Source organism: Neisseria sp. Marseille-Q2251 (genome assembly GCF_940793045.1).
In the GTDB taxonomy this organism is placed as follows: Bacteria; Pseudomonadota; Gammaproteobacteria; order Burkholderiales; family Neisseriaceae; genus Neisseria.
In genome coordinates this window covers 1-24,799 of sequence record NZ_CALNWV010000038.1, presented here as the reverse complement: position 1 = coordinate 24,799, position 24,799 = coordinate 1, and the positions used below count along the sequence as shown (strand labels likewise).

Sequence of the window (24,799 nt, the reverse complement as noted above, 5' to 3'; positions counted from 1 at the left end):
CATCATCTTGTCTGTCTTTCAAACAGTGTGAGGCTGTCGCACTCACACTTATCGGTAATCTGTTTTGTTAAAGAGCAAAAACGAATTATAAAGCATTTCATCTCATTGTCAATCAAAACTTTTCTTAAAACCTCGAAAAATCAGACCAACTGTGATATACTTACCTGTTCGTTCAACCACCGCCGAAGCAGCGAAGAACCGAACTATACCCCCACCCGCAAAAACCGTCAACTCCTAAACAATAAAAAATTCTACAAAAACCGACAACAAACTGAAATTCAAAGACTTTTATTTCAAAATATTCTCAAACCAAACTCAATCAACATCAAAGGTCGTCTGAAATCCCTTTCAGACGACCTTTGCCATGAATATCCGAAACAATTCCAAATATACCAAGCTTCGATTTACAACTTAAGATACCCACCCATCAGTCCCTGTTACTTTTTTGAACAGTATCCATGTTAGTATTATTACTTATTTAATTCAAATTGGATTGAGTTGCTGTAATGAGTAAACACATTCTTTTAGGGATAAGCGGTGGTATTGCGGCTTATAAATCATGTGAGTTGGTCAGATTACTAAAAAAACAAGGACATTCTGTAACGGTAGCAATGAGCCGTGCAGCTACTGAATTTGTTACCCCCCTTACGTTTCAAGCATTAAGCGGAAATCCTGTTCTAGTCGATACGCACGATGGTCACTCGACTAGAGGAATGAGTCATATTGATTTAACCCGAGAAGCGGATGTTTTTTTAATTGCTCCCGCTACTGCCAATACGGTTGCCAAGATCGCCAACGGTATTGCTGATAATCTACTGACCAATTTGGCAGCAGCACGAAAATGCCCCATGGCAGTCGCTCCGGCGATGAATGTGGAGATGTGGAACAATCCTGCCAATCAAAGGAATATCCAACAACTGATTTCAGACGACATCACGGTTTTCCAGCCATCCTATGGCGAACAGGCTTGCGGTGAAATCGGGATAGGGAGAATGCCTGAAGCGATTGAACTTGCCGATTTGATTCATGATTTATGGACGCCGAAAATACTTGCCGGCAAAAAAATCTTAATCACTGCCGGCGCGACCTTGGAAATGATTGACCCGGTCCGTGGAATTACGAATATTTCCAGCGGTCAAATGGGCATTGCCTTAGCCCGTGCATCCAGAATGGCCGGCGCACAAGTTACGTTGATTTATGGACAGTTACAAACTCCCCTGCCAATCGGTCTCTATCATACGGAACAGGCTATTAGCGCCCAAGAAATGTACGATGCTGTTCATAAATATATTGAAGATCAGGATGTTTTTATTTCCGTAGCCGCTGTGGCTGACTATAAGGTAAAAAACAGCAGCCCGCACAAATTGAAAAAAGAAAATTCAAAAGATACCCCGACCCTTGAATTGGAAGCCAATCCTGATATTTTGGCATCTGTAGCCACCCTACCCAAATCGCCTTTTTGCATTGGATTTGCCGCAGAAAGTGAAAAAGTTTTGGAATATGCTCGGGAAAAACGTTTACGCAAAGGCATTCCGATGCTGATTGCCAATGACGTTTCTCAAGCAATGGGAAAACCCACCAATCAGATTACTATTATTACGGATGACGAGGAACTATCTTTTCCTGAGAAAGAGAAATTACAGGTAGCAGAGGAAATTGTTCAATCTCTTGCTCGCCATCTGGACAAACCAGACCTGTAAGTAATCAGGTTAACCTGAACTATCTTCTACAACGGCAAAGGTCGTCTGAAAATTTTCAGACGACCTTGGATTCGGATTTCAAGTGCAACACTAGTGTATCAGTGGTTTGAACAGATTCAAGAATAAAACACTTGGCGTTTCGTAGCCAAGTGTTTTTCTTGGCCGGTGGTTCAACTCATCTTGAACCCTGCGTATCTCCCGATCGCTGATGTTTCGGAAATCGGTTTGTTTGGGGAAATATTGTCGGATGAGTCCGTTGGTGTTTTCATTCAGCCCTTTCTCCCAAGAATGGTAGGGGCGGCAAAAATAGGTTTTCGCTGCTAATGCTTTGGCTATTTTGGTGTGTTGGTAGAACTCTTTGCCGTTATCCATGGTGATGGTGTGGACTCTGGCTTTATGTGCCCTTAATACCCTAATGGCTGCCTGGGCAGTGTCTTCGGCCTTTAAGTTATCCAATTTGCAGATGATGGTGTAGCGGGTAACGCGTTCGACCAAGGTCAATAATGCGCTTTTCTGATCTTTGCCGACGATGGTGTCGGCCTCCCAATCGCCGATGCGGGCTTTTTGGTCGACGATAGCGGGTCGGTTTTCTATGCCGACGCGGTTGGGCACTTTGCCTCCGGTCCATGTGCTGCCGTAGCGTTTGCGGTAGGGTTTGCTGCATATTCTGAGGTGTTGCCACAAAGTGCCGCCGTTGCTTTTGTCTTGGCGGAGGTAGCGGTAAATGGTGCTGTGATGGAGTGTGATCCCGTGGTGTTTGCGCAGGTAGGCGCATACTTGTTCGGGACTGAGTTTGCGGCGGATAAGGGTGTCGATGTGTTGAATCAGCTGCGAATCGAGCTTATAGGGCTTTCGCTTACGCTGTTTGATAGTCCGGCTTTGCCGCTGGGCTTTTTCGGCGCTGTATTGCTGCCCTTGGGTATGGTGCCGCTTGATTTCGCGGCTGATGGTGCTTTTGTGGCGGTTAAGCTGTTTGGCGATTTCGGCGATGGTGCAGTAGCGGGACAGGTATTGGATATGGTATCGTTCGTCTTGGGTCAGTTGTGTGTAGCTCATGGCAATCTTTCTTGCAGGAAAGGCCGTATGCTACCTCATACTGGCCTTTTTCTGTTATGGAAAGTTGCACTTCAAATGCGAATCCGCCGACCTTTTTGATATTCAATGCCCTGCTGATGAGCCTCCATTGAATGGCGGCTTGGCAAACCAAATTATGGAAATCATGGCGATGAACAAGATACTGCCAGCCAGGAAAATCTCATTTGACCCCATGATGAAGCCTTGCTGCGTAATGACATCGGAAATATTTTTCAAAACCTGCTGTTCACTCAGCCCCCGATTCGTCATTTCATGAACTGTTTGAACAGTCAAACTCGAATATGGATTAATCTGTTCACTCAGCTGCGTATGATGCAAAGCTTCTCTCCGTTCCCACATGGTACTGACTATGGATACGCCCACCCCACCCATGAAGACGCGCAAGAAATTAGACAGGCTACTTGCTGATGCAATTTGATCGGATTTAATATGGGACAATGTAATGCTGGTCAACGGAAGGAAAAACATGGACACACCCAAGCCTTGCCAGAATTGGGGCCAAACAACATTGCTCATATTCATTCCGGCATAAAAATCAGTGCGCCAATAGAAAGTAAAAGCAAACATCAAGAAACTTGCGGTAACAAGAAGACGCATGTCAATACGGTTGCCGAATCTACCTATGATCGGGGACAACAAGATAGGAAGAAAGCCCACAGGTGCAGCCGCCAAGCCCGCCCATGTTGCCGTATAACCAAGATTAGACTGCAACACTAGCGGCAACAGCGTCAGCGTACCCATGTAAACCATAAAGCCCAACGAAGTCGCCAGTACGCCTATCGTAAAATTTCTGTTGCTAAACAAAGAAAAATCGACAATGGGGTATTTCTCGCCCAGTTCCCAAACCACAAAATATGTCAGACATACCAATGCTACTATACCTAAAACGATAATCTCTCCAGAGGCAAACCAGTCCAACTCTTTACCTCTATCGAGCATCATTTGCAGCGCACCGACGCCAACCACCATCAAGACCAAACCGATGTAATCTATCGGCGTCTTAACCACTTCCGTTTCCCTATCCCTCAATTGCTGCCACACAATAAGTGCAGAAATAATACCGATAGGGATGTTGATGAAGAAAATCCAACCCCAATGCCAATTATCCGAAATCCAACCGCCGAAAATAGGACCTAAAACGGGCGCGACGACAACGGTCATTGCCCACAATGCCAAAGCCAATGTCCGTTTTTCAGGAGGATACGATGCCATTAACAAACTTTGCGACAGCGGAATCAACGGTCCGGCTACAAAGCCTTGTAACACCCTGAAGATCACCAAAGCCTGAAGATTGGGTGCAATGCCGCACAACCACGACAGCAAAACAAATCCCACTACGGAGGCGATAAACAGTTTTACTTCGCCAAACCGTTTTGCCATAAATCCGGTTAGCGGCACTGAAATCGCATTCGCCACGGCAAATGACGTAATAACCCAAGTACCCTGAGTAGTCGCCGCCCCCAAGTCCCCGGCAATTACCGGTACTGCAACGTTGGCAATCGTGGTATCCAAGACTTCCATAAAAACGGCAAGGCTGAGTGCCAACGTAACCAGCACCAGCCTAACACCCTGCAATGGCGGATAATTCATATTTCTTCGCTATTATTCATTCAATATATTGCACAGTGATTGCGCTTAGATACACATCCCTTTTCAGACGACCTCTTTGATGAACATTCATATCATCATAACCAAAGTGCTGCCTTGTATAATCCGTCACAAATTTGCTTCCTCATGTACTTTGATATCTATTCGCTATCAAAGAACCGCATTCAGCAATTCAACACATGAAAGGTCGTCTGAAAACATTTTTTACTTAGCGTATTTCTCAAAAATCTTATCGATCAACGCATCGGCAGCAGCCCAATCCACACTTTCGGTTTCCGGTGATTCTACATTTTTATCAGCAACCGCCGTCATATTTTTTCCTGAACCGGCACCTGAAATATCAACCTTTACTTTCATAGATAAACCGACACGCAGCGGATTTACCTGCAACTCTTTCGCATCCAAACTGATGCGGACCGGAACACGTTGTACAACCTTAATCCAGTTCCCCGTCGCATTTTGAGGTGGTAAAAGGGAGAATGCACTGCCCGTACCCGCAGACAAACCCATCACCCTGCCATGATAGACCACTTTATTTCCATATAAATCAGCAGTCATTTCAACAGGTTGACCAATTTTCATTTGACGCAGTTGCGATTCTTTAAAGTTAGCATCAACCCAAAGATTACTCAAAGGAACCACAGCCATCATTGGTGAACCTTGAGCGATACGCTGCCCTACTTGAACATTCCGTTTGGCAATCTGTCCATTCATCGGGGCGCGAATTTGGGTGCGTTGCAGATTCAACCATGCATCTTTAATATGGCTGATGGCTGTTTGCACCGCAGGTTGTTGACGCAGAGGGATATTATTACCTAAAATTGCTTGTGCAGAAGTCTCTTCCGCTTCCACTGCCTTCAAAGCCGCTTGAGCTTGAACCACAGCAGCGCGGGCATGACTCAACTCCTCACCTGAAATCGCATCCGTTCCCGATAAAGCTTCACGTCGGCGCAAATCTGCCTGAGCCTTGGCCAATTCGGCTTTTCGCAACAGAACTTGCGCTTTTGCTTTCGAGTTAACCGCAGTTTGTTGTTTATTCTGACGAATTGCCTGAATCAATTCATTTTGAGCACGCTCGTAAGCCAGCTGAAAATCGCTGTCATCCAACGCAACCAAGACATCCCCTTTTTTGACTACATCAGTATCGTCATACATCACCTTCCTTACCGTACCGGTGACTTGAGGGGTAATTTGCACCAGATGGCCCGCAACATAAGCATCTTCAGTCTCTTCCTCGTATTGCCAAAATAAGAAATACGCAAGAGCCACTCCGACTGCAATCAAAATAAAAAGCAGTGTGATAACTGCTAAATTACGTCCGCGCTTACGCCCCACCCTTGAACTTTTTGTCCCTAAATTGCGTAATTGTTCATTATTTTCGAGATTCGCATCCATGATTTCATTTTAACCCGAGTAATTACAGACTATTTTCCTTATTTACCCCACCCCATTAATATCTCTTTGATTTTAATAGAATAGACAATACTGAAAAATACATGCAGAGGTGCATTTTATAGCCGCATCGTTACTCAATCAAGTAACAATCATATTTAAAAACCATTTGGATATCCCCTTTTACCATTAAGCGCAAGCAATCATTTCAAAGCCATCCAAGCAATACCGATTCCTGACAATCAAAAAGCAATTGGCGATATTCTGAACACATACATTTAAACATTAAATGCATATTCAAAATATCGCCAACTGACTTAATTAAAAGGAAAGAGGTCGTCTGAAAAGCCTCCTATTGCGTTTTAAACCCACCGCCCAACTGGGCATTCAGATTACTCCACGCAATCAACCATTCAGATTGATACTGCACCAATTGCATTTTTACCTGCAACATATCATCTTGTTTTTGCAATGCGTTAAGACCGTTATCCAATCCTGCCCTCACTCTACCCTGAGCATTTTTAACCGACTTCTCGGATATTTTCAGCATTTTATCCCAAGTAGACTGTTTACTTTGTAGGCTTTGGTAATCTACAACAGCATCCGCAGCAGAACGCATCGCATTTAAAACCGTTTGATCGTACACAGCCACCTGCTCATTATATTCTGCACGTTTACCTGCCAATTTTGACTGCAATGCACCAGAAGTGAAAATAGGAAGATTGATAGCCGGAACAATACCCAGCATGCCTGATGTTTTACCTCTGACCACATTGAACGCATCGATATGTCCAAGACCTGCCAAGGCTTTTAACTCAATATTGGGATAAAACTCTGCCTCAGTAGATTTAACCGCATGCAGCTTAGATTCCAATAATGATTTTTGTGCCGCTATATCCGGTCGAGCTGCTAACAAATCAGCATGGATTTTATTCACAGGGACAACAGGAACCACACCCATTCGACTGGGTTCTTGCTCGGAAAGCGCTCCCGGCACGTTACCGCTTAATACCGCCAAAGCATGTCGGACTTTGGCAATCTGTTGTTCCAATGACGTTTTTTCCAACTGAAGTTGCTGAGTCGCCAATTCAATTGGATACAATGATTGCGCAGGCATCAGGTTTGCATGGATTCTGCGTAAGACCAATTGCTGCATTTTCTCTGACAGATCGATACGTTCCTGCACAAGAGCTTGTCGCTCGCTCAAAGCCTGCCAAATAAAATATTGCTTGGCTACCGCGTTCGCCAGCTCAATCCGTGCCTGATGGGCTTCATACAGAATTGCCTGACGGCGTCCCAAAACCGCTGCAATCTGCTCACGGTTTTTTCCCCAAAAATCGAATGTCCAACTTCCCTGTACTGCCGCGTTTGCCAACAATAATGTATGGTCGGTATCGATACGGGAAGATGCGGGCTTGGGTGCAACATACATCCCAACCCCGCGCGCGGACATACCGATTTGCGTTTTGCCGGCGGCTTCGGTTATTCCCAGCTGCGCTTGTGCTTGCTCGAAACGCGCCTTGGCAATACGCAAATCCGTTGATGTCTGGATAGCTTGTGCAACCAGTTGATTTAGTTTGTTATCTTTTAATTGTAACCACCATCCGTCTTGAATGAGGGATGCTGATTTACCATCGGGCAAAGAATACACCGTTGGTTCTTCCAACGGTGTTTGTTTACCAAACTGCGCACAAGCTGCAAGTACAGATACTGCGATAATGCAGATGCCCCGTTTGGCAATATTTGATTTCATGGCAGACTCCATTTTTTTACTTTTATCCCTGCCACAATTCTTACTGTATCAGATCAACTGTCCAAACGGTTCAACAGCTTGCCCAACAGATTTTGCAACTGGGTATAATCCTCATTGGTAAAATCTTCCCAAGCTTCCCCGCTCTTACTGGAAATCTGCGGCCATACTTGTTGGATAAAAGACTCACCTTCCTGTGTCAATTTTAACACAATCTGGCGGCGGTCTTGCTGATTGATATGACGACCTACCCATCCCCGTTCTACCATCTCATCGGAAAGACGGGTTGCACTGGTACGCGTCAAATCCATCAAGTCGCTCAAACGCGAAGGAAGGATTTCGCTTTTAGGGCTGACATAAACTGCCATCAAAGCAAACCACAAATTTTCATTGATACCGAAAGTTTTCAAATTCTCATTGAGATGACTGCTTAAACGCTCGGTTGTTACCCGTAACAGACGTCCTGTTCTTACCTGTTGTTCTGAAAATTCAGGCAAACGGTCGGAAAGTTGGCGCAGCGCGTTGACCAAGTCGGTTTGTGAAAAACTCATTATAAATATCCTCTTCTTAAATTTATTGGCTGTTTATGCTGCAAATCAGAATAAAATGACAATCTCATTTGCTTCAAAATACCAAATACTTATTCAATGCCGCTATACTAATTCAACTGATTATTTTCCGAATGAAAATCTGACAATCGGTCCAAGAAGATAACAAGTGGCGTTTTTTTATGCATAAGTCATCTAATTTGTATGTAATTCCGAATTCTTACTCTACAAAATCAGTATTCAGAAAGGATAGATTTGTGGTTACCGACAACTTAATTTATTGTTTATATTGAAAACCCCATAATTTATTAGAGAGATGGCGCTTCTCCTTAGTTCTATAACTCAAAACATGACTTTTGAGATACTACTGAAAACACTTCAAAAAAATTTTAACTTTTACGATTAATGCGAAAAAATTAACTAGAAAAATCATAAATTTAAAAATCAGTTTAAATTCAATCCGCATTGCTTTGCAAAGGCATTACCGCCACATCAAAACATCCGCACACACCTATCATTTTTTCGCATTTCCAGCCCAGCGTTCAACCGCTAAATAATTATCAAAAAAATCACAAACATAGTTCCCCTTATATTACAATCCGCCTTTCGTGGTTCGAAAACCTCCCACATTAAAAAACTAAGGAAACCCTCATGTCCCGCAACACTGAAGAGCTGCAAGGCATCTCGCTTTTGGGCAATCAAAAAACCCAATATCCGACCGGATACGCTCCAGAAATTCTCGAAGCATTCAACAACAAACATCCCGACAACGACTATTTCGTCAAGTTCGTCTGTCCCGAATTCACCAGCCTCTGCCCCATGACCGGGCAGCCCGACTTCGCCACCATCTACATCCGCTATATCCCGCACATCAAAATGGTGGAAAGCAAATCCCTGAAACTCTACCTCTTCAGCTTCCGCAACCACGGCGATTTTCATGAAGACTGTGTCAACATCATCATGAAAGACCTGATCGCACTGATGGATCCGAAATACATCGAAGTTTTCGGCGAATTCACACCACGCGGCGGCATCGCCATTCATCCCTTTGCCAATTACGGCAAAGCAGGTACCGAGTTCGAAGCATTGGCACGAAAACGCCTGTTTGAACACGACAGCCAATAATCCATCCCCTTTTACGCATTTTCAGACGACCTCTTTCACAAGAAGGTCGTCTAAAAGCCTTTCCGAAAGATTTCCATGTACGAATTTACAACAGCGCAACAACAGAAGGCACTCTTCTGGCTGGTGCTTTTCCATATTCTCATCATCGCCGCCAGCAACTATCTGGTGCAGTTTCCCTTCCAAATTTTCGGCATCCACACCACTTGGGGCGCGTTTTCCTTCCCCTTCATCTTCCTTGCCACCGACCTGACCGTCCGCATTTTCGGTTCGCACTTGGCACGGCGGATTATCTTTTGGGTCATGTTCCCCGCCCTTTTGCTTTCCTACATCTTTTCCGTTTTGTTCCACGACGGCAGTTGGACAGGCTTAGGCGCGCTGTCCGAATTCAACACCTTTGTCGGACGCATCGCCTTAGCCAGCTTTGCCGCTTACGCACTCGGACAAATCCTTGATATTTTTGTGTTCAACAAATTACGTCGTCTGAAAGCGTGGTGGATTGCCCCGACCGCATCAACTGTCATCGGCAACGCCCTGGATACGTTGGTATTTTTCGCCATTGCCTTCTACGCAAGCAGCGATGAGTTTATGGCGGCAAACTGGCAGGGCATCGCTTTTGTCGATTACCTGTTCAAACTCACCATCTGCACCCTCTTCTTCCTGCCAGCCTACGGCGTGATTTTGAATATCTTGACGAAGAAGCTGACGACACTGCACTCCCAACATCCTCAAAAACAGATGCTGCCGGCACAAGAATCTTGATGCAGTCCGACAGAACGATTTACGATTCCCGTTCATAGAAAATACAAAGAGGTCGTCTGAAAATTTCAGACGACCTCTTTGTATTTTCTGGCCTCGCCAACAGGAATCGAACCTGTATTTTACGCTTAGGAGGCATACGTTCTATCCGTTGAACTATGGCGAGCGTGTTAAACTTTTCCTGCAATAAACGATAATAATCCCGCGGCAATCAGCGGACCGACCGGAATGCCGCCCATAAATGCTACACCGATAACCGTACCAATCAAAAGACCTGTTACCAAAACAGGCTGTTCGCTCATCAGCGATACGCCGCGCCCTGCCAGCCAGGCGACAAGGATGCCGATTAATACGGCGGCAATCATTTTGAAATTAACAAACTCCGACAGCGGCGGAATTTGAACCTTCCCTGAAACCAGCGGACTTAAGACCCGATTGTCAGCAAAATAATCCCAAAATGCAAGCCGTGTTTTTCCATGAAAGGAATATATTGCGACAAAGCAGTCTGTTGCATTAAAAGCAAAACTGCTGCGGAAATCGTAATCGAGTTGTTGTTGCTGACGACGCCGAGAAAAATCAGCGTCACCAAAAACATCGGGACGAAATTGAAATTCATCGGATTTAAGAAACCCGTGCCAATGATTCCTCGGCCAACTGAATCATCGCCTGCTTGACTTCGCTATCGGGCAATACTGCCAAAGAAGCCACGGCTTGCTCAACGGCTTTTCGTGCTTCAGAAATCGAATAAGTCAGCGCGTCGGAATGGACAACATAATCATGGATTTTTTGGAAACTGCTGCGATCCGCATTTTCCAAAGCGTGGCGCACATCGTCCGCCACTTGTTTCGAGCCGTTGCGCATCAGATAAATCAGCGGCAAAGTCGGCTTGCCTTCTGCCAAATCGTCGCCGACGTTTTTACCGATTTCTTCGGTTTCACCCGAATAATCCAAAACATCATCAATAATTTGGAACGCCGTACCGACATACATGCCGTAATCTTTCAGCGCCTGCTCATGCTCAGGAGAGGCACTACCTAAAATCGCACCGACCTGTGCTGCCGCTTCAAACAATTTGGCTGTTTTATATTGAATCACTTGAACATATTGTGCTTCGGTGATGTCGGTATTGCCGATGTTCATCAGCTGCATGACCTCACCTTCGGCAATAATATTGGTTGCATCCGCCATGACTTCCAAAATGCGCATACTGCCGGAATCAACCATCAACTGGAAAGCGCGCGTATATAAAAAGTCGCCGACCAACACTGCCGCCGCGTTGCCGAACAGATTATTCGCCGTTTCGCGTCCGCGGCGCAAATCGCTTTCATCAACCACATCGTCGTGCAACAGGGTCGAAGTGTGGATAAATTCCACCATCGCCGCCAAAGCATACAGCTTATCTCCATCATAACCGACCGACTTACCTGCCAAAATCGTCATAATCGGACGCAGACGCTTACCGCCGGCACTGATAATATAAGTACCGATTTGCGAAATCAGCGCGACATCAGACTGAACCGCTTGGTTGATCACCTCATTGACCCGTGAAAGGTCTTCAGGCAAATGGCGTTGGAAATAAGGCAGGTTTTCGAGCATAACACATTCTCAGTCGGCAAAATGAAGCAGGCTTGCCGTATAAATAATGGGTTGGGTATAAGGCGGAAATAATATTGCCGCATAAAAAATATCGGCAATCCAACGCGCGATTATAGCAGCAAAGCCCGTTTGACACATCTTTCAGACGACCCTGACCCCAAAAACGAAATAAACTTTGACAAAACAGGCAAATAGCAATAGAATCTCGTGTTTCGCACAATGGTGTGCGGGATATTAACCATAATTCTCATGGAGTTGAGTATGTACGCGGTCGTAAAAACCGGCGGCAAACAATATAAAGTTGCCGTTGGCGAAAAATTGAAAGTAGAACAGATACCAGCCGAACTCGACAGCCAAATCGAACTGACCGAAGTTTTGATGATTGCTGACGGCGAATCTGTAAAAGTTGGCGCTCCTTTTATCGAAGGCGCAAAAGTAACAGCTAAAGTAGTAGCCCATGGTCGCGGCGAGAAAGTACGCATTTTCAAAATGCGCCGCCGTAAACACTACCAAAAACGCCAAGGCCATCGCCAAAATTTCACTCAAATCGAAATCGTGGCAATCGCCTAATTTTTGAAACTTAGGAGTATTACAAATGGCAAGTAAAAAAGCAGGCGGTAGCACCCGCAACGGTCGCGATTCAGAAGCCAAACGCTTGGGCGTAAAAGCCTACGGCAACGAGCTGATTCCGGCAGGTTCCATCATCGTTCGCCAACGCGGTACCAAATTCCACGCCGGCGACAACGTAGGCATGGGCAAAGACCACACTTTGTTCGCCAAAGTGGACGGTTATGTTGAATTCAAAACCAAAGGCGCGCTGAACCGTAAAACTGTCAGCATCCGTCCTTACACCGGTTCTGAAGAATAATCCGAGTTTATCGTGATATTGAAAAAGCTGTATTTCTTAGGAAATACGGCTTTTTTGTTTATATAGATCGGAAATGATTTTGGTATCGCTGATTCAATCTTCAGCAGTTCAAAGCAACACAGCGATAAACAATACAATCGGTACTACGATGAAACAACTACACCGCATCGATTGAAAACCAAACTACTACAAAATTTCAGACGACCCCTTTGCCATCACACCTCTTCTCATACTCCAGAGTAAAAGACAAGCAAATTGATATAGCCATTACTTACTGATTTTTAAACACTTCAGAATACACAACATATTGCCGCCATTGACTTACATTAAGCGCAGCGTAAAAAATCATTCACAATATAAATCTTTGAATTACTCAATCGATACTTTTGCTATAATCAATTACTCAATGCAGATTACCCTTATCTCATTCAAACACAGTAAACTTAAGGTCGTCTGAAATTATCCGTACCCCTTTAACAAAAAGGATGCCTCATGAGCTTACACAGCGATATTCTTGTCGTCGGCGCAGGACCTGCCGGATTGAGTTTTGCCGCAGAACTGGCCGGTAGCGGTTTAAAAATCACCCTGATTGAAAAAAGCCCTTTAGAAATTTTACAAAATCCACCTTATGACGGGCGTGAAATCGCATTGACCCACCTGTCCCGCGAAATTATGCAACGCTTGGGCATGTGGGATTTGATTCCAAAAGACGAAATTTACCCCTTGCGCGATGCAAAAGTCTTGAACGGGCAGTCCGATTACCAACTCCACTTCCCGCAACCGACCCAAGCGCGCGGCGAACCTGCCGACTGTTTAGGCTATCTGATTTCAAACCACAATATCCGCAAAGCTGCTTATGAAGTCGTATCCAAACTGGAAAACGTTACCATTCTGACCGGTATCGGCGTCAAAGAAGTCAAAACTTCCGAAGACGAAGCCCAAGTCATCTTGGAAAACGGCGAAGTTTTGAGCGGCCGCCTACTCTTGGCAGCAGACAGCCGCTTCTCCCAAACCCGCCGACAACTGGGCATTTCCTCCGATATGCACGATTACAGCCGCACCATGTTCGTCTGCCGCATGAAGCATACCCTGTCTAACCAGCATACCGCTTACGAATGCTTCCACTACGGCCGCACCATCGCCCTGCTGCCCTTGGAAGAACATCTGACCAACACAGTCATTACCGTCGATAGCGACAAGGCAGACACCATCAAAAAAATGTCTCCCGAAGAATTGGCAGCCAGCGTCAAAGAGCAGCTCAAAGGCCGTTTGGGCGATATGGAATTGGTCAGCACCATTCACAACTACCCCTTGGTCGGCATGATTGCCCAACGATTCTATGGCAAACGCAGCGCCCTAATCGGCGATGCCGCAGTAGGTATGCACCCTGTTACCGCACACGGTTTCAACTTGGGCTTATCCAGCGCAGACCTCTTAGCAAAACTGGTTCTCGAAGCGGAACAACGCGGCCAAGACATCGGCGCCGCCAGCCTGCTGGAAAAATACAGCACCAAACATATGCTCCATGCCCAGCCGATTTACCACGGCACCAATATGCTGCTCAAACTCTTTACCAATGAAACCGCGCCCGCCAAAATCCTGCGCGGCTTGGTATTGCGCGCCAGCAACAACTTCCCGCCGCTGAAAAAACTGATTACCAAACAACTGACCGGCTAATTCGTTTAAACACATCAAAAGGTCGTCTGAAACATTTTTCAGACGACCTTTTGACTATACTTTTTGACTATCAGGAACAAATCACAAACTTCCCATATCAGCAAACAAACTCGCTTATCAGCCTTACGCTTTGCTGTTTCAGACGACCTCCAAGATTGCTATGATATAGTGCCTTAACTTTAAACCGGTACGGCATTCCCTCGCCCTGTCCTGATTTAAAGTTAATCCACTATCCCATTCCCGCCATCCTTCCAAACGGAATCCGAAATGTCCGACAACCGCCTCGACACCGCCCGCCGCCATTCCCTCTTCCTCGCCCGCCAGCTCGACAACGCCAAACTCAAGCCCGAAATTTTCCTGCCCATGCTGGACAAGGTGTTGACCGAAGCGGATTTCCAAGCCTTTGCCGACTGGGACAAAATCCGCACGGAAGAAAACGAGGAAGAATTGGCACGGCAGTTGCGCGAGTTGCGCCGTTATGTGGTGTCGCAGATTATCGTACGCGATATAAACCGCATCAGCGATTTGAACGAAGTAACCCGCACGATTACGCTGTTTGCCGATTTTGCCGTCAATACTGCGCTGGATTTCGCCTACGCCTATTATCGGGATATGTACGGCACGCCGATCGGGCGTTATACGAAATCGCCGCAGCATTTAAGCGTGGTGGCGATGGGCAAGGCGGGCGGCTATGAGTTGAACGTGTCTTCCGACATCGATTTGATTTTCGTCTATCCCGAATCGGGCGACACCGACGGCAGGCGCGAACGCGGCAATCAGGAGTTTTTCACCAAAGTCGGGCAGAAACTGATTGCGCTGCTGAACGACATCACCGCCGACGGACAAGTGTTCCGCGTTGATATGCGGCTGCGGCCGGACGGCGATTCGGGCGCGTTGGTATTGAGCGAAACCGCGCTGGAGCAATACCTGATTACGCAGGGGCGCGAATGGGAACGCTACGCGTGGTGCAAAGGCCGCGTAGTTACGCCGTATCCGAACGACATCAAATCGCTGGTGCGCCCTTTCGTGTTCCGCAAATATCTGGATTACAGCGCGTATGAGGCGATGCGGAACCTGCACCGCCAAATCCGCAGCGAAGTCAGCAAAAAAGGCATGGCGGACAACATCAAACTCGGCGCGGGCGGCATCCGCGAAGTCGAATTTATCGCCCAGATTTTCCAGATGATACGCGGCGGGCAAATGCGCGCGCTGCAACTGAAAGGCACGCAGGAAACGCTGAAGAAACTTGCCGAGCTGGGCATCATGCCGTCTGAAAACGTCGAAACCCTGCTCGCCGCCTACCGCTTCCTACGCGACGTCGAACACCGCCTGCAATACTGGGACGACCAACAAACCCAAACCCTGCCCTCCTCGCCCGAACAGCAACAACTGCTGGCCGAAAGCATGGGTTTCGACAGCTACACCGCCTTTTCAGACGACCTCAACGTTCATCGGAATAAGGTCAATCAGTTGTTCAATGAAATTTTGAGCGAACCCGAAGAGCAAACCCCCGACAATAGCGAATGGCAGTGGGCATGGCAGGACAAACCCGACGAAGAAGAGCGGCAAGGTCGTCTGAAAGAACACGGGTTCGATGCCGAAACCGTCGCCGCAAGGCTCGACCAAATCCGGCACGGCCATAAATACCGCCATCTTTCCGCACACGCCCAGCCGCGTTTCGACGCGATTGTGCCGCTGTTCGTACAGGCGGCGGCAGAGCAAACCAACCCGACCGATACGCTGATGCGGCTGTTTGACTTCCTCGAAAACATCAGCCGCCGATCCGCCTATCTCGCCTTCCTCAACGAACATCCGCAAACCTTGGCGCAACTGGCGCAGATTATGAGCCAAAGCTCATGGGTGGCGGCATATCTGAGCAAATATCCGATTCTGCTGGACGAACTCATCAGCGCGCAGCTTTTAGATACCGCGTTCGACTGGCAAGCCCTTGCCATCGCCCTTTCAGACGACCTCAAAGCCTGCGGCGGCGACACCGAAGCGCAAATGGACACCCTGCGCCGCTTCCAACACGCCCAAGTCTTCCGCCTCGCCGTCCAAGACCTCGCCGGACTGTGGACGGTAGAATCCCTCTCCGACCAACTTTCCGCCCTCACCGACACCATCCTCGCCGCCGCCCTGCCGTGCGCATGGGCGGATATGCCCAAAAAACACCGCGACACACCGCAATTCGCCGTCGTCGGTTACGGCAAACTCGGCGGCAAAGAACTCGGCTACGCCTCCGACCTCGACCTCGTCTACCTCTACGACGACCCCCACCCCGACGCAGGCGACGTGTACAGCCGCCTCGCCCGCCGCCTGACCAACTGGCTTTCCGCCGCCACCGGCGCAGGCAGCCTCTACGAAACCGACCTGCGCCTGCGCCCCAACGGCGACGCCGGCTTCCTCGCCCACAGCATCGCCGCCTTCGAAAAATACCAGCGCGAAAACGCCTGGACGTGGGAACACCAGTCCCTCACCCGCGCCCGCTTCATCTGCGGCACACCCGAAATTCAGACGGCCTTCGACCGCATCCGCACCGAAATCCTCACCGCCGAACGCGACCAAACCGCCTTGGCAGGCGAAATCATCGAAATGCGCGAAAAAATGTTCCCCACCCATCCGCCTGCCGACAGCAACGTCAAATACGCGCGCGGCGGCGTGGTCGACGTCGAATTTATCGTCCAATACCTCATCCTTGCCCATGCCCGAAAATATCCGCAACTCCTCGACAACTACGGCAACATCGCCCTATTGAACATCGCCGCCGACTGCGGCCTCATCGACAAAACCCTCGCCGAGCAAAGCCGCACCGCCTACCGCTTCTACCGCCAGCAGCAACACAACACCAAACTGCGCGACGCGGAAAAAACCGAAGTAACCGACGAATTGCTGGCACATTACGGCAATGTCAGGAAATTGTGGCGGGAAGTGTTTGGCGAGGAAGCGAAGCTCGGATAAAGCAGGTATTACGAAAATTGACTGACTCATTAGCCGCGTAGTGTGGGTTCTACCTGCGAATCACTGCAAACCCGTAACGTGGGCTTCGCCCACGAACCAAACCCAAAATTTCAGACGACCTCTTTTACCCACCATTATCGTGGGCAAAGCTCACGCTACAATGTACACCGACGAGGCAAATGGTCGTCTGAAAACGGGAGGAGCAGTTTTTGCCGAAACCTCCGCCGTCATTCCCACGCAGGCGGGAATCCAGACCTCGGCATTTCGGGAACATTTCAAGACTACTGCGACTTCAAACTTCTGGATTCCCGCCGGCACATAAATGACGGACGGTAAAAGTCGGGCATGAATACCCACCCACCTATTTATAGCTGAAATCAATAAGGAAAAACATTATGTCTCAAGTTTTTAAAGATTTTGATTTGTCCTCCGTATGGAAAACTAATAGTTGGGCAGATGAAAACTACAAAGAAGCCCCGTTTACCCCTGAAATTTTGGCTGCCGTAGAAAGTGAGCTAGGCTATAAATTGCCGCAAAGTTTTATTGAATTGATGGCAGTACAAAACGGCGGGATATTTGTCAAAAACTGCTTTCCGACCACGCAGAGAAATTCGTGGGCGAAAGATCATGTGCAAATTTGCGAGATATCGGGAATCGGTTTTGAAAAAGAAGGGAGTCTGTGCGGCGCGATGGGGCAAAAACTTTGGCTGGAAGAATAGGAATATCCGCCTATCGGCGTGTATTTTGCCAACGACCCGTCAGGAGGGCATGCCATGTTTGCCTTGGACTACCGAGAGTGTGGAAAAGACGGAGAGCCGAAAGTGGTGCTTGTCGAACAAGAATGGGATTTTGAAATAGTCGAACTTGCCCCCGATTTTGAAACCTTTATCCGCAGCTTGCGGCATGAAGATGAGTTTTCAGATGACTAAACACAAAATCGAAAAGAGTAGGTCGTCTGAAACCCGTAGCGTGGGCTTTGCCCACGAATCAAACCCAAAATTTCAGACGACCTCTTTTAGCCAACATTATCGTGGGCAAAGCCCACACTACAATGCACACCGACAGGGCAAAAGGCCGTCTGAAAACGAGGGCAACGAACTTTGCCGAAACCTCCGCCGTCATTCCCGCGCAGGCGGGAATCCAGAAGTTTGAGGTCGCGGCAGCCTTGAAATATTCCTGAAATACCAAGGTCTGGATTCCCGCCTGCGCGGGAATGACGGCATTAAATAATCGGCAGTTTGCAAATAGGTTGTTCAAATTAAGTGATTCGATTCTTATCTTTAGAATCCGAAAAGATTAATCAGCAAAAATAGGAGAGGGAAAAAATGGGATTTTTTAGCGAGTTACATGATGATTTGGTGCAGGTTAAAAAGAAAATTGGCCAAGCGGATGAGTCGATGTTGTCAGAACAGGAGCGCGAACGGTATGAATTGATTACGGAGGTGGTGTCATCAATGATTGATAACCCTGAGTTATGGGAAAAGAATTGTTTATTTAATATACAGAACATAGGTGATAATTTTAAGAACCAAATTCAAAACTTCCAAAAAGATCTTTGGAATGAAATTGCAGGGTTATATGATTGCATGGTGAGGTTTTGGGTTGAGTTTGATTTGAGTGAAGGGACGAGAGGACTCCGTTTGGCTAGGAGGGATTCATCAGAAAAAGTAATAAAATCTTTAAAGGAAAAAATGTATTCACCTCTCAGTTCATATACAAACCAGCTTAACTATGCTTTTTACAAAATGCCGATAGAGATACTGTGTTTTCACATGGGCAACAAGGGCTTTAAGACATTCCTTGAATTTGATAAAAGAAGAAACGCCTTAGAAGAATCGATTCAACAACATCAGAATGAAGTCAACGGAAAAATAGTTAAAATTCAGGAAAAAATAGCAGAAGTAAATGTACTTGAAGAAAAATTGGAAAAATACAAAACAGCTTTCAACTTTGTCGGCTTGTCCCAAGGTTTTGAAAATCTGTTAAAACAAAAAAACGAAGCCAAAAAGAAAACTTTTCGCTTGTTAGCAAGTTTAGCAATAGCCGCACTTCTGCCTTTAGGATTTAGCTTCTGCAAAAAATTCATTGCAAATGTAGATATTTCATGGCAATCCATGCTACCGATTATCGGCTTGGAATTTGTTTTAATCTATTTCTTCAGAGTGGTTTTAACTCATTACCATTCGATACAGACTCAAATCATGCAGTTGGAACTGCGACAGTCGTTGTGTCAATTTATCCAAAGCTATGCCGAGTACGCGAAAAAAATCAAAACTGATGATAAAGACGCGCTGGAAAAATTCGAAAACCTGATTTTCAGCAGCATTCTGTCCAATCCCGATAAAGTGCCGGGTACATTCGACGGTGTGGAAGGGTTAACGTCTTTGCTGAAAGAATTGAAGAAATAAAATTAAGGTTGTCTGAAATCCTAAATTGGTTTTTCAAACGGCTTTCGTGGGCAAAGCCCACGCTACGGTATGGTTCTATCAATGTGGTCAGTGTAGGTTGTTGGATCGAGACCCAATAAAATCTGTTGAATCTTCTGCGGTGTTGGGTTTTCAACCCAACCTACCCGAAAGGTCGTCTGAAAACGTTTTCAGTCAGTGTAGGTTGGGTCGTGACCCAACAAAATCTGTTGAATCCCCTGCAATGTTGGGTTTTCACTCCAACCTACCCGAAAGGTCGTCTGAAAACGTTTTCAGACGACCTTTCGGGGCTTTGTTATTTTAAAACCGCACAATTTCTTGTGCGGTTTGTCATTTTCAGTATTTGAAATTTTCGCCGAGATAGACGGAGCGGACTTGTTCGTTGTTGACCAAATCGTCGGGCTTGCCGGAGGCGAGGACGGTGCCGTCGCTGATGATGTAGGCTCTGTCGCAGATACTGAGGGTTTCGCGTACGTTGTGGTCGGTAATGAGTACGCCGATGCCGCGCGATTTGAGGAAGTCGATGATTTTTTGGATGTCGATGACGGCAATGGGGTCAACGCCGGCGAAGGGTTCGTCCAAGAGGATGAAGCGCGGCTTCATGGCGAGTACGCGGGCGATTTCGACGCGTCGGCGTTCGCCGCCGGACAGGGAGGGGGCGGGGTTGTGGCGCAGGTGTCCGATGTTGAGGTCGGCGAGCAGTTTTTCGACTTCACCGTCGATGCGGCTTTTGTCTTTGGTGCTGATTTCTAAAATGGCGCGGATGTTTTGTTCGACGGTCATTTTGCGGAAAATCGAGGCTTCTTGGGGCAGGTAGCCGACGCCGAGGCGGGCGCGTTCGTGTATGGGCAGGTGGCGCAGTTCTTGTCCGTCGAGGGTAACGCTGCCTGCGTCAGCGGCGATGAGTCCGACGATCATGTAGAAGCTGGTGGTTTTGCCTGCGCCGTTGGGGCCGAGCAGGCCGATGACTTCGCCGCTTTCGATTTCGAGGGAGAAGTTTTTGACGACTTGGCGTTTTTTGAAACTTTTTTGCAGGTTTTGAACGACGAGGCGGCTGGTGTTTTCGCTCATAAATGACTCTTGGTTCGGAGGTCGTCTGAAAATGTGTTTTTGGGGCTTGCTATGTTGTTTTTCAGACGACCTTTGGTGTTGTCAGATGCGGGTTATTTGGTTTTTTGGGTGCTGGACGGTTGGATGACGACGCTGACCCTGCCGGATTTGGCGGCGGATTTGGCACCTGTTTTGGAGCTGCCGTTGATGGTATAGACTTCGGTTTTGGTGTTGTAGGTGATGACTGCGCCTTCGGCAACGTCGCCGCCGCGTTGGACTTTGGCGTTGCCGGTCAGGGTAACGAGGTTGATGGCGGAGGAGTAGGTTACGTTGTTGGCTTGTCCGTTAACCGTGCCTTTGTTGTCGTCGAGCGTCTGGCTGAAGCGGACGGGCGAGCCGCTGGCTTTCATGAATTGTTCGCCTTTGTCGTTGCGGGAGACGTTGACGCTGCCGGCGCGGATGTTGAGCGTGCCTTGTTTGATGATGACGTTGCCGGTGAAGGTGGTGCTTTGGTTGTTTTGGTCGAGCGAGCCTTGGTCGGCTTCAATCTGTATCGGCTGCTTGCTGTCGCTTTGCAGGGCGTAGGCGGGGGCGGTGGCGAAAAATGCGGTTAAAACACATGCCTTACATATTTTTTGTATCATAAATCGTGGCTTTCACTCTGGATGGGAAGTTCAACAAACCTTTTTTGTGGTCATACGTCAGACCTTCGGCGCTGCCGCTTGATTCGCCGTATTGGAAGGTAACGGGCGTGTCGGTTTTGGCGTATTGCGATTCGGTGTCGACGTGTAGAAGCTCGGTTTTTACGACGCCCGCCTGCCGCTTGGCATCGGCGGCTTTGGTCAGGACGACGTTGTGTTTGAACAGGAGTTGTTTGGTTTGGGTGTTGTACACGGCTTCGTCGCTGCCGACGTCGTAAAGCCGGCTGCCTTCTTGGAAGAAGACGAGGTGCGGCAGCTCGAAATGTACGTCGGTGCTTTCGGGAAACTGTTTTGCCCCTCTTGCGCTCAGATGCTCTTTCAGACGACCTTCTTCGTCAAACCGCCGCCCATCTATGCCGTCCATCGTATATTGCGGCTGGTTAGGGTTGAGTTTGACTTCTTCAATGTCGATTTCGCTGATGCGTCCCAGCCATGCCGACAATCCGCCGAGCGCGACCGCCAGCACCAAAGGGAATGCGATTCCGTACCGCCATCTTACTTTCATTTGATGTACTCGTTTAAAGCCGCGCCCAGCGTACCTTTCGCGCGCATAATCAGGTCGCACACTTCGCGCACCGCGCCTGCGCCGCCCGCCTGTTTCGTAATATAGGCGGCGTGTTGCAGCGTAAACCAATGCGCATCGGGGACGGCAACCGGCAATCCGCAGCGCACCATCACCGGCAAATCAACCACGTCGTCGCCGACAAAGGCGCACTCGGCTTCTTCTACACCTGCCTGCGCGCGCAATTCTTCATAGGCGGCGCGTTTGTCCGAAATGCCTTTGAAGTAGTAATTTATGCCCAACTGTTTGACGCGGATGCCGACGGAGGGCGCGTCCCGACCTGTGATAATCGCAGTCTGCACGCCGCTTGCCTGAAGCATCTTCAAGCCGTGTCCGTCCAGGGTGTGGAACGATTTGATTTCTTCGCCGTTGTCGCGGATGAAGATGCGGCCGTCGGTCAAAACGCCGTCCACATCCAATATCAGCAGCTTGATATGCGCCGCGCGCTGTTGCAGCTCGGGGTCTAAGGTTTGCATAGTGTTTCCTTGCGGATTGCTAGGTTTCAGACGACCTATTCTAACATAAAGGTCGTCTGAAAAAGGTTAGCCCGCCTTTACACAATCCGCGCCATCAGTAAATCGTGCATATTCAGTGCGCCGGTCAGCACGTCGTCGGCGTCGGTTACCAAAAGCCCGTTGACATGGTTTGCCTGCATGACTTTCAGGGCTTCGGTGGCGAGGCGTTCGGCGGGGATGGTTTTGGGGGAAGGGTGCATGATTTCATCGACGGTCAGCCCATCAAAGCGGTCGCGCTGTTGGAACAGGCGGCGCAAATCGCCGTCGGTGAATACGCCTTTCAGACGACCTTCGTTGTCCGTTACCGCCAGCATACCCAAGCCTTTTTCGCTCATGCTGACGATGGCTTCTTTTAAGGGGGTGCCGAGTCGGACGGCAGGCAAGGCGTCGTCTTTGTGCATGATGTCCGCAACGCGTAAAAGCAGTCGTTTGCCGAGGCTGCCGGCGGGGTGGCTCAAGGCGAAGTCGTCGGGCGTGAACGCGCGTGCGCGCAAAAGGACGACCGCCAGCGCATCGCCCAAAGCCATAACGGCGGTGGTGCTGGTGGTTGGGGCAAGTCCCAGCGGGCAGGCTTCTTTGGAAACTGATGCCGTGATGTGGATGTCGGCATGGCGCGCCATGGTCGAGTCCGGGCGGGCGGTGATGCAGATGAGGGTAATGTTTTTGCGTTTGAGCGCGGGGATGATGGCAGCGATTTCATCGCTTTCGCCGGAATTGGAAATCGCGACGACGACGTCGTTGTCCACAATCATGCCCAAGTCGCCGTGTGCCGCTTCCGCAGGATGGACGAAAAACGCGGGGGTGCCGGTCGAAGCCATGGTCGCTGCTATTTTGCGTCCGATATGTCCCGACTTGCCCATGCCTGTGATGACGACCCTGCCTTTGCAGTGCAACAGCGCGTCTGCCGCAAGGACGAAGTTTTCGTCCAATTCCGCCGCAATTTCGCGCAAGCCTTCCGCTTCGGTGTGCAACACTTCACGCGCCCAATCGAGATATTGACCGTTTCCTGCCATAAATGAATGCCTTTTTGTGTTCGTTTTATATCGTTTTGGACATGATGAAATGCCCTAATAATCTATCCAAATTTTCCGAATAGGGGTAGCATTACCGCCTGCTTCGCAAATAACCTATATTTAAAGGAATCAGAGATGACTATTTTATCGGACGTTAAAGCATTAGGACAACAAATCTGGCTGGACAACCTTTCCCGCTCGCTCGTACAAAGCGGCGAATTGGCGCAAATGCTGAAACAAGGCGTGTGCGGAGTCACTTCCAATCCCGCCATCTTCCAAAAAGCCTTCGCCGGCGACGTGCTTTACGCCGATGAAGTCGCCGCCCTCAAGCAGCAAGACCTTAGCCCCAAACAACGCTACGAGACCATGGCGATTGCCGACGTACAGGCAGCCTGCGACGTTTGCCTTGCCGAACACGAATCCACCGGCGGCAAAACCGGTTTCGTCAGCCTCGAAGTTTCCCCAGAGCTTGCCAAAGACGCGCAAGGCACGGTAGAAGAAGCACGCCGCCTCCATGCCGCCATCGCGCGTAAAAACGCCATGATTAAAGTCCCCGCCACCGACGCAGGCATCGAAGCACTCGAGACCCTCATCACCGACGGGATCAGCGTGAACCTGACCCTGCTGTTCTCACGCGCCCAAACCCTCAAAGCCTACGCTGCCTACGCGCGCGGCATCGCCAAACGTTTGGAATCAGGACAAAGCGTTGCCCATATCCAAGTCGTCGCCAGCTTCTTCATCTCCCGCGTGGACGGCGCGCTTGACGCCACACTGCCCGACCACCTCAAAGGCAAAATCGCCATCGCCCTTGCCAAAGCCGCCTACCAAGACTGGGCGCAATACTTCGGCAGCCCCGAATTTGCCGCGCTGGAAGCCAAAGGCGCAAACCGCGTGCAACTCTTATGGGCATCCACAGGCGTCAAAAACCCCGCCTATCCCGACACGCTCTACGTTGACAGCCTGATCGGCGCACACACCGTCAACACCGTACCTGACGCCACCCTCAAAGCCTTCATCGGCCACGGCACAGCCAAAGCCACGCTGACCGAAGGCGTGGAAGAAGCACAAGCGCAGCTTGCCGAAACCGCCGCACTCGGCATAGACGTAGAAACCCTCGCCAACCGCTTGCAGGAAGACGGTTTGAAACAGTTTGAAGAAGCCTTCGACAAACTGCTCGCCCCGCTGGCTTGATGGTCAAAACCCAAGCCAGCCTTAGCAACCCGATTCCTGTGCTTTATCTATAAACAAACTCAAAAGGTCGTCTGAAAACCTCAATTCGAGATTGAACTGTCCCCCAAATCTTGGACACCCGATAAAAGCCTATTCAGGCGCTCTTGGATTCGGATTTCAAGTGCAACACTAGTGTATCAGTGGTTTGAACAGATTCAAGAATAAAACACTTGGCGTTTCGTAGCCAAGTGTTTTTCTTGGCCGGTGGTTCAACTCATCTTGAACCCTG

22 protein-coding genes, 1 tRNA gene, 2 pseudogenes and 1 riboswitch are annotated in these 24,799 nt (G+C 48.6%); of the genes and pseudogenes, 12 read left to right on the top strand and 13 right to left on the bottom strand.

The window, feature by feature from the left end:
- Window positions 1-506: 506 nt before the first annotated feature.
- Complete coding sequence (gene coaBC / locus AAG834_RS11190; protein ID WP_342032166.1) at window positions 507-1,700, top strand: bifunctional phosphopantothenoylcysteine decarboxylase/phosphopantothenate--cysteine ligase CoaBC; 1,194 nt, start codon at window positions 507-509, stop codon at window positions 1,698-1,700.
- Between the two features lie 90 nt (window positions 1,701-1,790).
- Here the strand turns inward: coaBC and AAG834_RS11185 are convergent, their stop codons facing one another.
- From AAG834_RS11185 to AAG834_RS11165, 5 genes are all read right to left on the bottom strand, one after another.
- Window positions 1,791-2,756: an IS30 family transposase gene (locus AAG834_RS11185; RefSeq protein ID WP_342032165.1), complete on the bottom strand. Its 966-nt coding sequence runs from the start codon at window positions 2,754-2,756 to the stop codon at window positions 1,791-1,793.
- Window positions 2,757-2,858: 102 nt separating this feature from the next.
- On the bottom strand, window positions 2,859-4,385 hold the full coding sequence (locus AAG834_RS11180; protein WP_107814404.1) for a DHA2 family efflux MFS transporter permease subunit: 1,527 nt from the start codon (window positions 4,383-4,385) through the stop codon (window positions 2,859-2,861).
- 222 nt (window positions 4,386-4,607) lie between these two features.
- Window positions 4,608-5,798, bottom strand: coding sequence for an HlyD family secretion protein (locus AAG834_RS11175; RefSeq protein ID WP_107814403.1), 1,191 nt, complete (start codon window positions 5,796-5,798; stop codon window positions 4,608-4,610).
- A 349-nt stretch (window positions 5,799-6,147) separates the two neighbouring features.
- On the bottom strand, window positions 6,148-7,548 hold the full coding sequence (locus AAG834_RS11170; protein WP_342032164.1) for an efflux transporter outer membrane subunit: 1,401 nt from the start codon (window positions 7,546-7,548) through the stop codon (window positions 6,148-6,150).
- A 53-nt stretch (window positions 7,549-7,601) separates the two neighbouring features.
- Window positions 7,602-8,096 (bottom strand): MarR family transcriptional regulator, encoded by a 495-nt coding sequence (locus tag AAG834_RS11165; RefSeq protein ID WP_003757030.1) that lies wholly within the window; start codon window positions 8,094-8,096, stop codon window positions 7,602-7,604.
- A gap of 599 nt (window positions 8,097-8,695) precedes the next feature.
- Window positions 8,696-8,740, top strand: a riboswitch (PreQ1 riboswitch).
- A 4-nt stretch (window positions 8,741-8,744) separates the two neighbouring features.
- Here AAG834_RS11165 and queF point away from each other — a divergent pair.
- Window positions 8,745-9,218, top strand: a complete 474-nt coding sequence (gene queF, locus AAG834_RS11160) for a preQ(1) synthase (RefSeq protein ID WP_049229825.1) — start codon at window positions 8,745-8,747, stop codon at window positions 9,216-9,218.
- 75 nt (window positions 9,219-9,293) lie between these two features.
- Window positions 9,294-9,977 carry a 7-cyano-7-deazaguanine/7-aminomethyl-7-deazaguanine transporter gene (locus AAG834_RS11155; protein ID WP_049229826.1) on the top strand — a complete coding sequence of 228 codons (684 nt, stop codon included), beginning with the start codon at window positions 9,294-9,296 and terminating at the stop codon, window positions 9,975-9,977.
- An 88-nt stretch (window positions 9,978-10,065) separates the two neighbouring features.
- Here the strand turns inward: AAG834_RS11155 and AAG834_RS11150 are convergent.
- The 3 genes and pseudogenes from AAG834_RS11150 to AAG834_RS11140 all read right to left on the bottom strand — a co-directional run bounded on the left by AAG834_RS11150 (window position 10,066) and on the right by AAG834_RS11140 (window position 11,570).
- Window positions 10,066-10,140 (bottom strand) — tRNA-Arg (locus AAG834_RS11150).
- A gap of 4 nt (window positions 10,141-10,144) precedes the next feature.
- Window positions 10,145-10,590, bottom strand: a pseudogene (locus AAG834_RS11145) (DUF441 domain-containing protein).
- Between the two features lie 5 nt (window positions 10,591-10,595).
- A complete protein-coding gene (locus AAG834_RS11140; RefSeq protein ID WP_070514426.1) occupies window positions 10,596-11,570 on the bottom strand; it encodes a polyprenyl synthetase family protein in 975 nt (324 codons plus the stop codon).
- A 261-nt stretch (window positions 11,571-11,831) separates the two neighbouring features.
- Between AAG834_RS11140 and rplU the strand changes: the two genes are divergently transcribed.
- The 8 genes and pseudogenes from rplU (at window position 11,832) to AAG834_RS11100 (ending at window position 19,481) form a co-directional block, all read left to right on the top strand.
- Window positions 11,832-12,140 (top strand): 50S ribosomal protein L21, encoded by a 309-nt coding sequence (rplU, locus tag AAG834_RS11135; protein WP_003763980.1) that lies wholly within the window; start codon window positions 11,832-11,834, stop codon window positions 12,138-12,140.
- A gap of 25 nt (window positions 12,141-12,165) precedes the next feature.
- Window positions 12,166-12,438 (top strand): 50S ribosomal protein L27, encoded by a 273-nt coding sequence (gene rpmA, locus AAG834_RS11130; RefSeq protein ID WP_002212328.1) that lies wholly within the window; start codon window positions 12,166-12,168, stop codon window positions 12,436-12,438.
- Between the two features lie 492 nt (window positions 12,439-12,930).
- Entirely contained in the window at window positions 12,931-14,115 is a 1,185-nt protein-coding gene (gene ubiM / locus AAG834_RS11125) for a 5-demethoxyubiquinol-8 5-hydroxylase UbiM (protein WP_342032163.1), read from the top strand.
- A gap of 267 nt (window positions 14,116-14,382) precedes the next feature.
- Window positions 14,383-17,073, top strand: coding sequence for a bifunctional [glutamate--ammonia ligase]-adenylyl-L-tyrosine phosphorylase/[glutamate--ammonia-ligase] adenylyltransferase (gene glnE / locus AAG834_RS11120; RefSeq protein ID WP_342032162.1), 2,691 nt, complete (start codon window positions 14,383-14,385; stop codon window positions 17,071-17,073).
- A gap of 160 nt (window positions 17,074-17,233) precedes the next feature.
- Window positions 17,234-17,395 carry a hypothetical protein gene (locus AAG834_RS11115; RefSeq protein ID WP_342032161.1) on the top strand — a complete coding sequence of 54 codons (162 nt, stop codon included), beginning with the start codon at window positions 17,234-17,236 and terminating at the stop codon, window positions 17,393-17,395.
- Window positions 17,396-17,468: 73 nt separating this feature from the next.
- Window positions 17,469-18,002 (top strand): annotated as a pseudogene (locus AAG834_RS11110) (SMI1/KNR4 family protein).
- Between the two features lie 47 nt (window positions 18,003-18,049).
- Entirely contained in the window at window positions 18,050-18,253 is a 204-nt protein-coding gene (locus AAG834_RS11105; protein ID WP_342032160.1) for a hypothetical protein, read from the top strand.
- Window positions 18,254-18,398: 145 nt separating this feature from the next.
- A complete protein-coding gene (locus AAG834_RS11100; protein WP_342032159.1) occupies window positions 18,399-19,481 on the top strand; it encodes a hypothetical protein in 1,083 nt (360 codons plus the stop codon).
- 354 nt (window positions 19,482-19,835) lie between these two features.
- On the opposite strand, the gene lptB is transcribed toward AAG834_RS11100, so the two are convergent.
- From lptB to AAG834_RS11075, 5 genes are all read right to left on the bottom strand, one after another.
- Window positions 19,836-20,570, bottom strand: a complete 735-nt coding sequence (lptB, locus tag AAG834_RS11095; RefSeq protein ID WP_342032158.1) for an LPS export ABC transporter ATP-binding protein — start codon at window positions 20,568-20,570, stop codon at window positions 19,836-19,838.
- Window positions 20,571-20,662: 92 nt separating this feature from the next.
- Window positions 20,663-21,193, bottom strand: coding sequence for a lipopolysaccharide transport periplasmic protein LptA (gene lptA / locus AAG834_RS11090; RefSeq protein WP_003743816.1), 531 nt, complete (start codon window positions 21,191-21,193; stop codon window positions 20,663-20,665).
- Window positions 21,174-21,755: an LPS export ABC transporter periplasmic protein LptC gene (gene lptC, locus AAG834_RS11085; protein WP_342032157.1), complete on the bottom strand. Its 582-nt coding sequence runs from the start codon at window positions 21,753-21,755 to the stop codon at window positions 21,174-21,176. Before lptC ends, lptA begins: the two co-directional genes overlap by 20 nt.
- Window positions 21,752-22,288, bottom strand: coding sequence for a KdsC family phosphatase (locus AAG834_RS11080; protein ID WP_003743819.1), 537 nt, complete (start codon window positions 22,286-22,288; stop codon window positions 21,752-21,754). The genes lptC and AAG834_RS11080 overlap by 4 nt, the downstream gene beginning before the upstream one ends.
- A 77-nt stretch (window positions 22,289-22,365) precedes the next feature.
- Complete coding sequence (locus AAG834_RS11075; RefSeq protein WP_342032156.1) at window positions 22,366-23,340, bottom strand: KpsF/GutQ family sugar-phosphate isomerase; 975 nt, start codon at window positions 23,338-23,340, stop codon at window positions 22,366-22,368.
- A gap of 135 nt (window positions 23,341-23,475) precedes the next feature.
- Here AAG834_RS11075 and tal point away from each other — a divergent pair, with 135 nt between their 5' ends.
- Window positions 23,476-24,531, top strand: a complete 1,056-nt coding sequence (gene tal, locus AAG834_RS11070) for a transaldolase (RefSeq protein WP_342032155.1) — start codon at window positions 23,476-23,478, stop codon at window positions 24,529-24,531.
- Window positions 24,532-24,799: the final 268 nt, after the last annotated feature.

What these genes read in the sequence shown, in the direction of transcription:
- lptA (WP_003743816.1), bottom strand. Translation starts at nt 21,193, where the DNA reads ATGATACAAAAAATATGTAAGGCATGTGTTTTAACCGCATTTTTCGCC.
- AAG834_RS11180 (WP_107814404.1), bottom strand. Translation starts at nt 4,385, where the DNA reads ATGAATTATCCGCCATTGCAGGGTGTTAGGCTGGTGCTGGTTACGTTG.
- tal (WP_342032155.1), top strand. Translation starts at nt 23,476, where the DNA reads ATGACTATTTTATCGGACGTTAAAGCATTAGGACAACAAATCTGGCTG.
- AAG834_RS11185 (WP_342032165.1), bottom strand. Translation starts at nt 2,756, where the DNA reads ATGAGCTACACACAACTGACCCAAGACGAACGATACCATATCCAATAC.
- AAG834_RS11175 (WP_107814403.1), bottom strand. Translation starts at nt 5,798, where the DNA reads ATGGATGCGAATCTCGAAAATAATGAACAATTACGCAATTTAGGGACA.
- ubiM (WP_342032163.1), top strand. Translation starts at nt 12,931, where the DNA reads ATGAGCTTACACAGCGATATTCTTGTCGTCGGCGCAGGACCTGCCGGA.
- AAG834_RS11140 (WP_070514426.1), bottom strand. Translation starts at nt 11,570, where the DNA reads ATGCTCGAAAACCTGCCTTATTTCCAACGCCATTTGCCTGAAGACCTT.
- rpmA (WP_002212328.1), top strand. Translation starts at nt 12,166, where the DNA reads ATGGCAAGTAAAAAAGCAGGCGGTAGCACCCGCAACGGTCGCGATTCA.
- AAG834_RS11115 (WP_342032161.1), top strand. Translation starts at nt 17,234, where the DNA reads ATGTACACCGACGAGGCAAATGGTCGTCTGAAAACGGGAGGAGCAGTT.
- glnE (WP_342032162.1), top strand. Translation starts at nt 14,383, where the DNA reads ATGTCCGACAACCGCCTCGACACCGCCCGCCGCCATTCCCTCTTCCTC.
- queF (WP_049229825.1), top strand. Translation starts at nt 8,745, where the DNA reads ATGTCCCGCAACACTGAAGAGCTGCAAGGCATCTCGCTTTTGGGCAAT.
- rplU (WP_003763980.1), top strand. Translation starts at nt 11,832, where the DNA reads ATGTACGCGGTCGTAAAAACCGGCGGCAAACAATATAAAGTTGCCGTT.
- AAG834_RS11170 (WP_342032164.1), bottom strand. Translation starts at nt 7,548, where the DNA reads ATGAAATCAAATATTGCCAAACGGGGCATCTGCATTATCGCAGTATCT.
- coaBC (WP_342032166.1), top strand. Translation starts at nt 507, where the DNA reads ATGAGTAAACACATTCTTTTAGGGATAAGCGGTGGTATTGCGGCTTAT.
- lptC (WP_342032157.1), bottom strand. Translation starts at nt 21,755, where the DNA reads ATGAAAGTAAGATGGCGGTACGGAATCGCATTCCCTTTGGTGCTGGCG.
- AAG834_RS11075 (WP_342032156.1), bottom strand. Translation starts at nt 23,340, where the DNA reads ATGGCAGGAAACGGTCAATATCTCGATTGGGCGCGTGAAGTGTTGCAC.
- AAG834_RS11100 (WP_342032159.1), top strand. Translation starts at nt 18,399, where the DNA reads ATGGGATTTTTTAGCGAGTTACATGATGATTTGGTGCAGGTTAAAAAG.
- AAG834_RS11165 (WP_003757030.1), bottom strand. Translation starts at nt 8,096, where the DNA reads ATGAGTTTTTCACAAACCGACTTGGTCAACGCGCTGCGCCAACTTTCC.
- AAG834_RS11155 (WP_049229826.1), top strand. Translation starts at nt 9,294, where the DNA reads ATGTACGAATTTACAACAGCGCAACAACAGAAGGCACTCTTCTGGCTG.
- AAG834_RS11080 (WP_003743819.1), bottom strand. Translation starts at nt 22,288, where the DNA reads ATGCAAACCTTAGACCCCGAGCTGCAACAGCGCGCGGCGCATATCAAG.
- lptB (WP_342032158.1), bottom strand. Translation starts at nt 20,570, where the DNA reads ATGAGCGAAAACACCAGCCGCCTCGTCGTTCAAAACCTGCAAAAAAGT.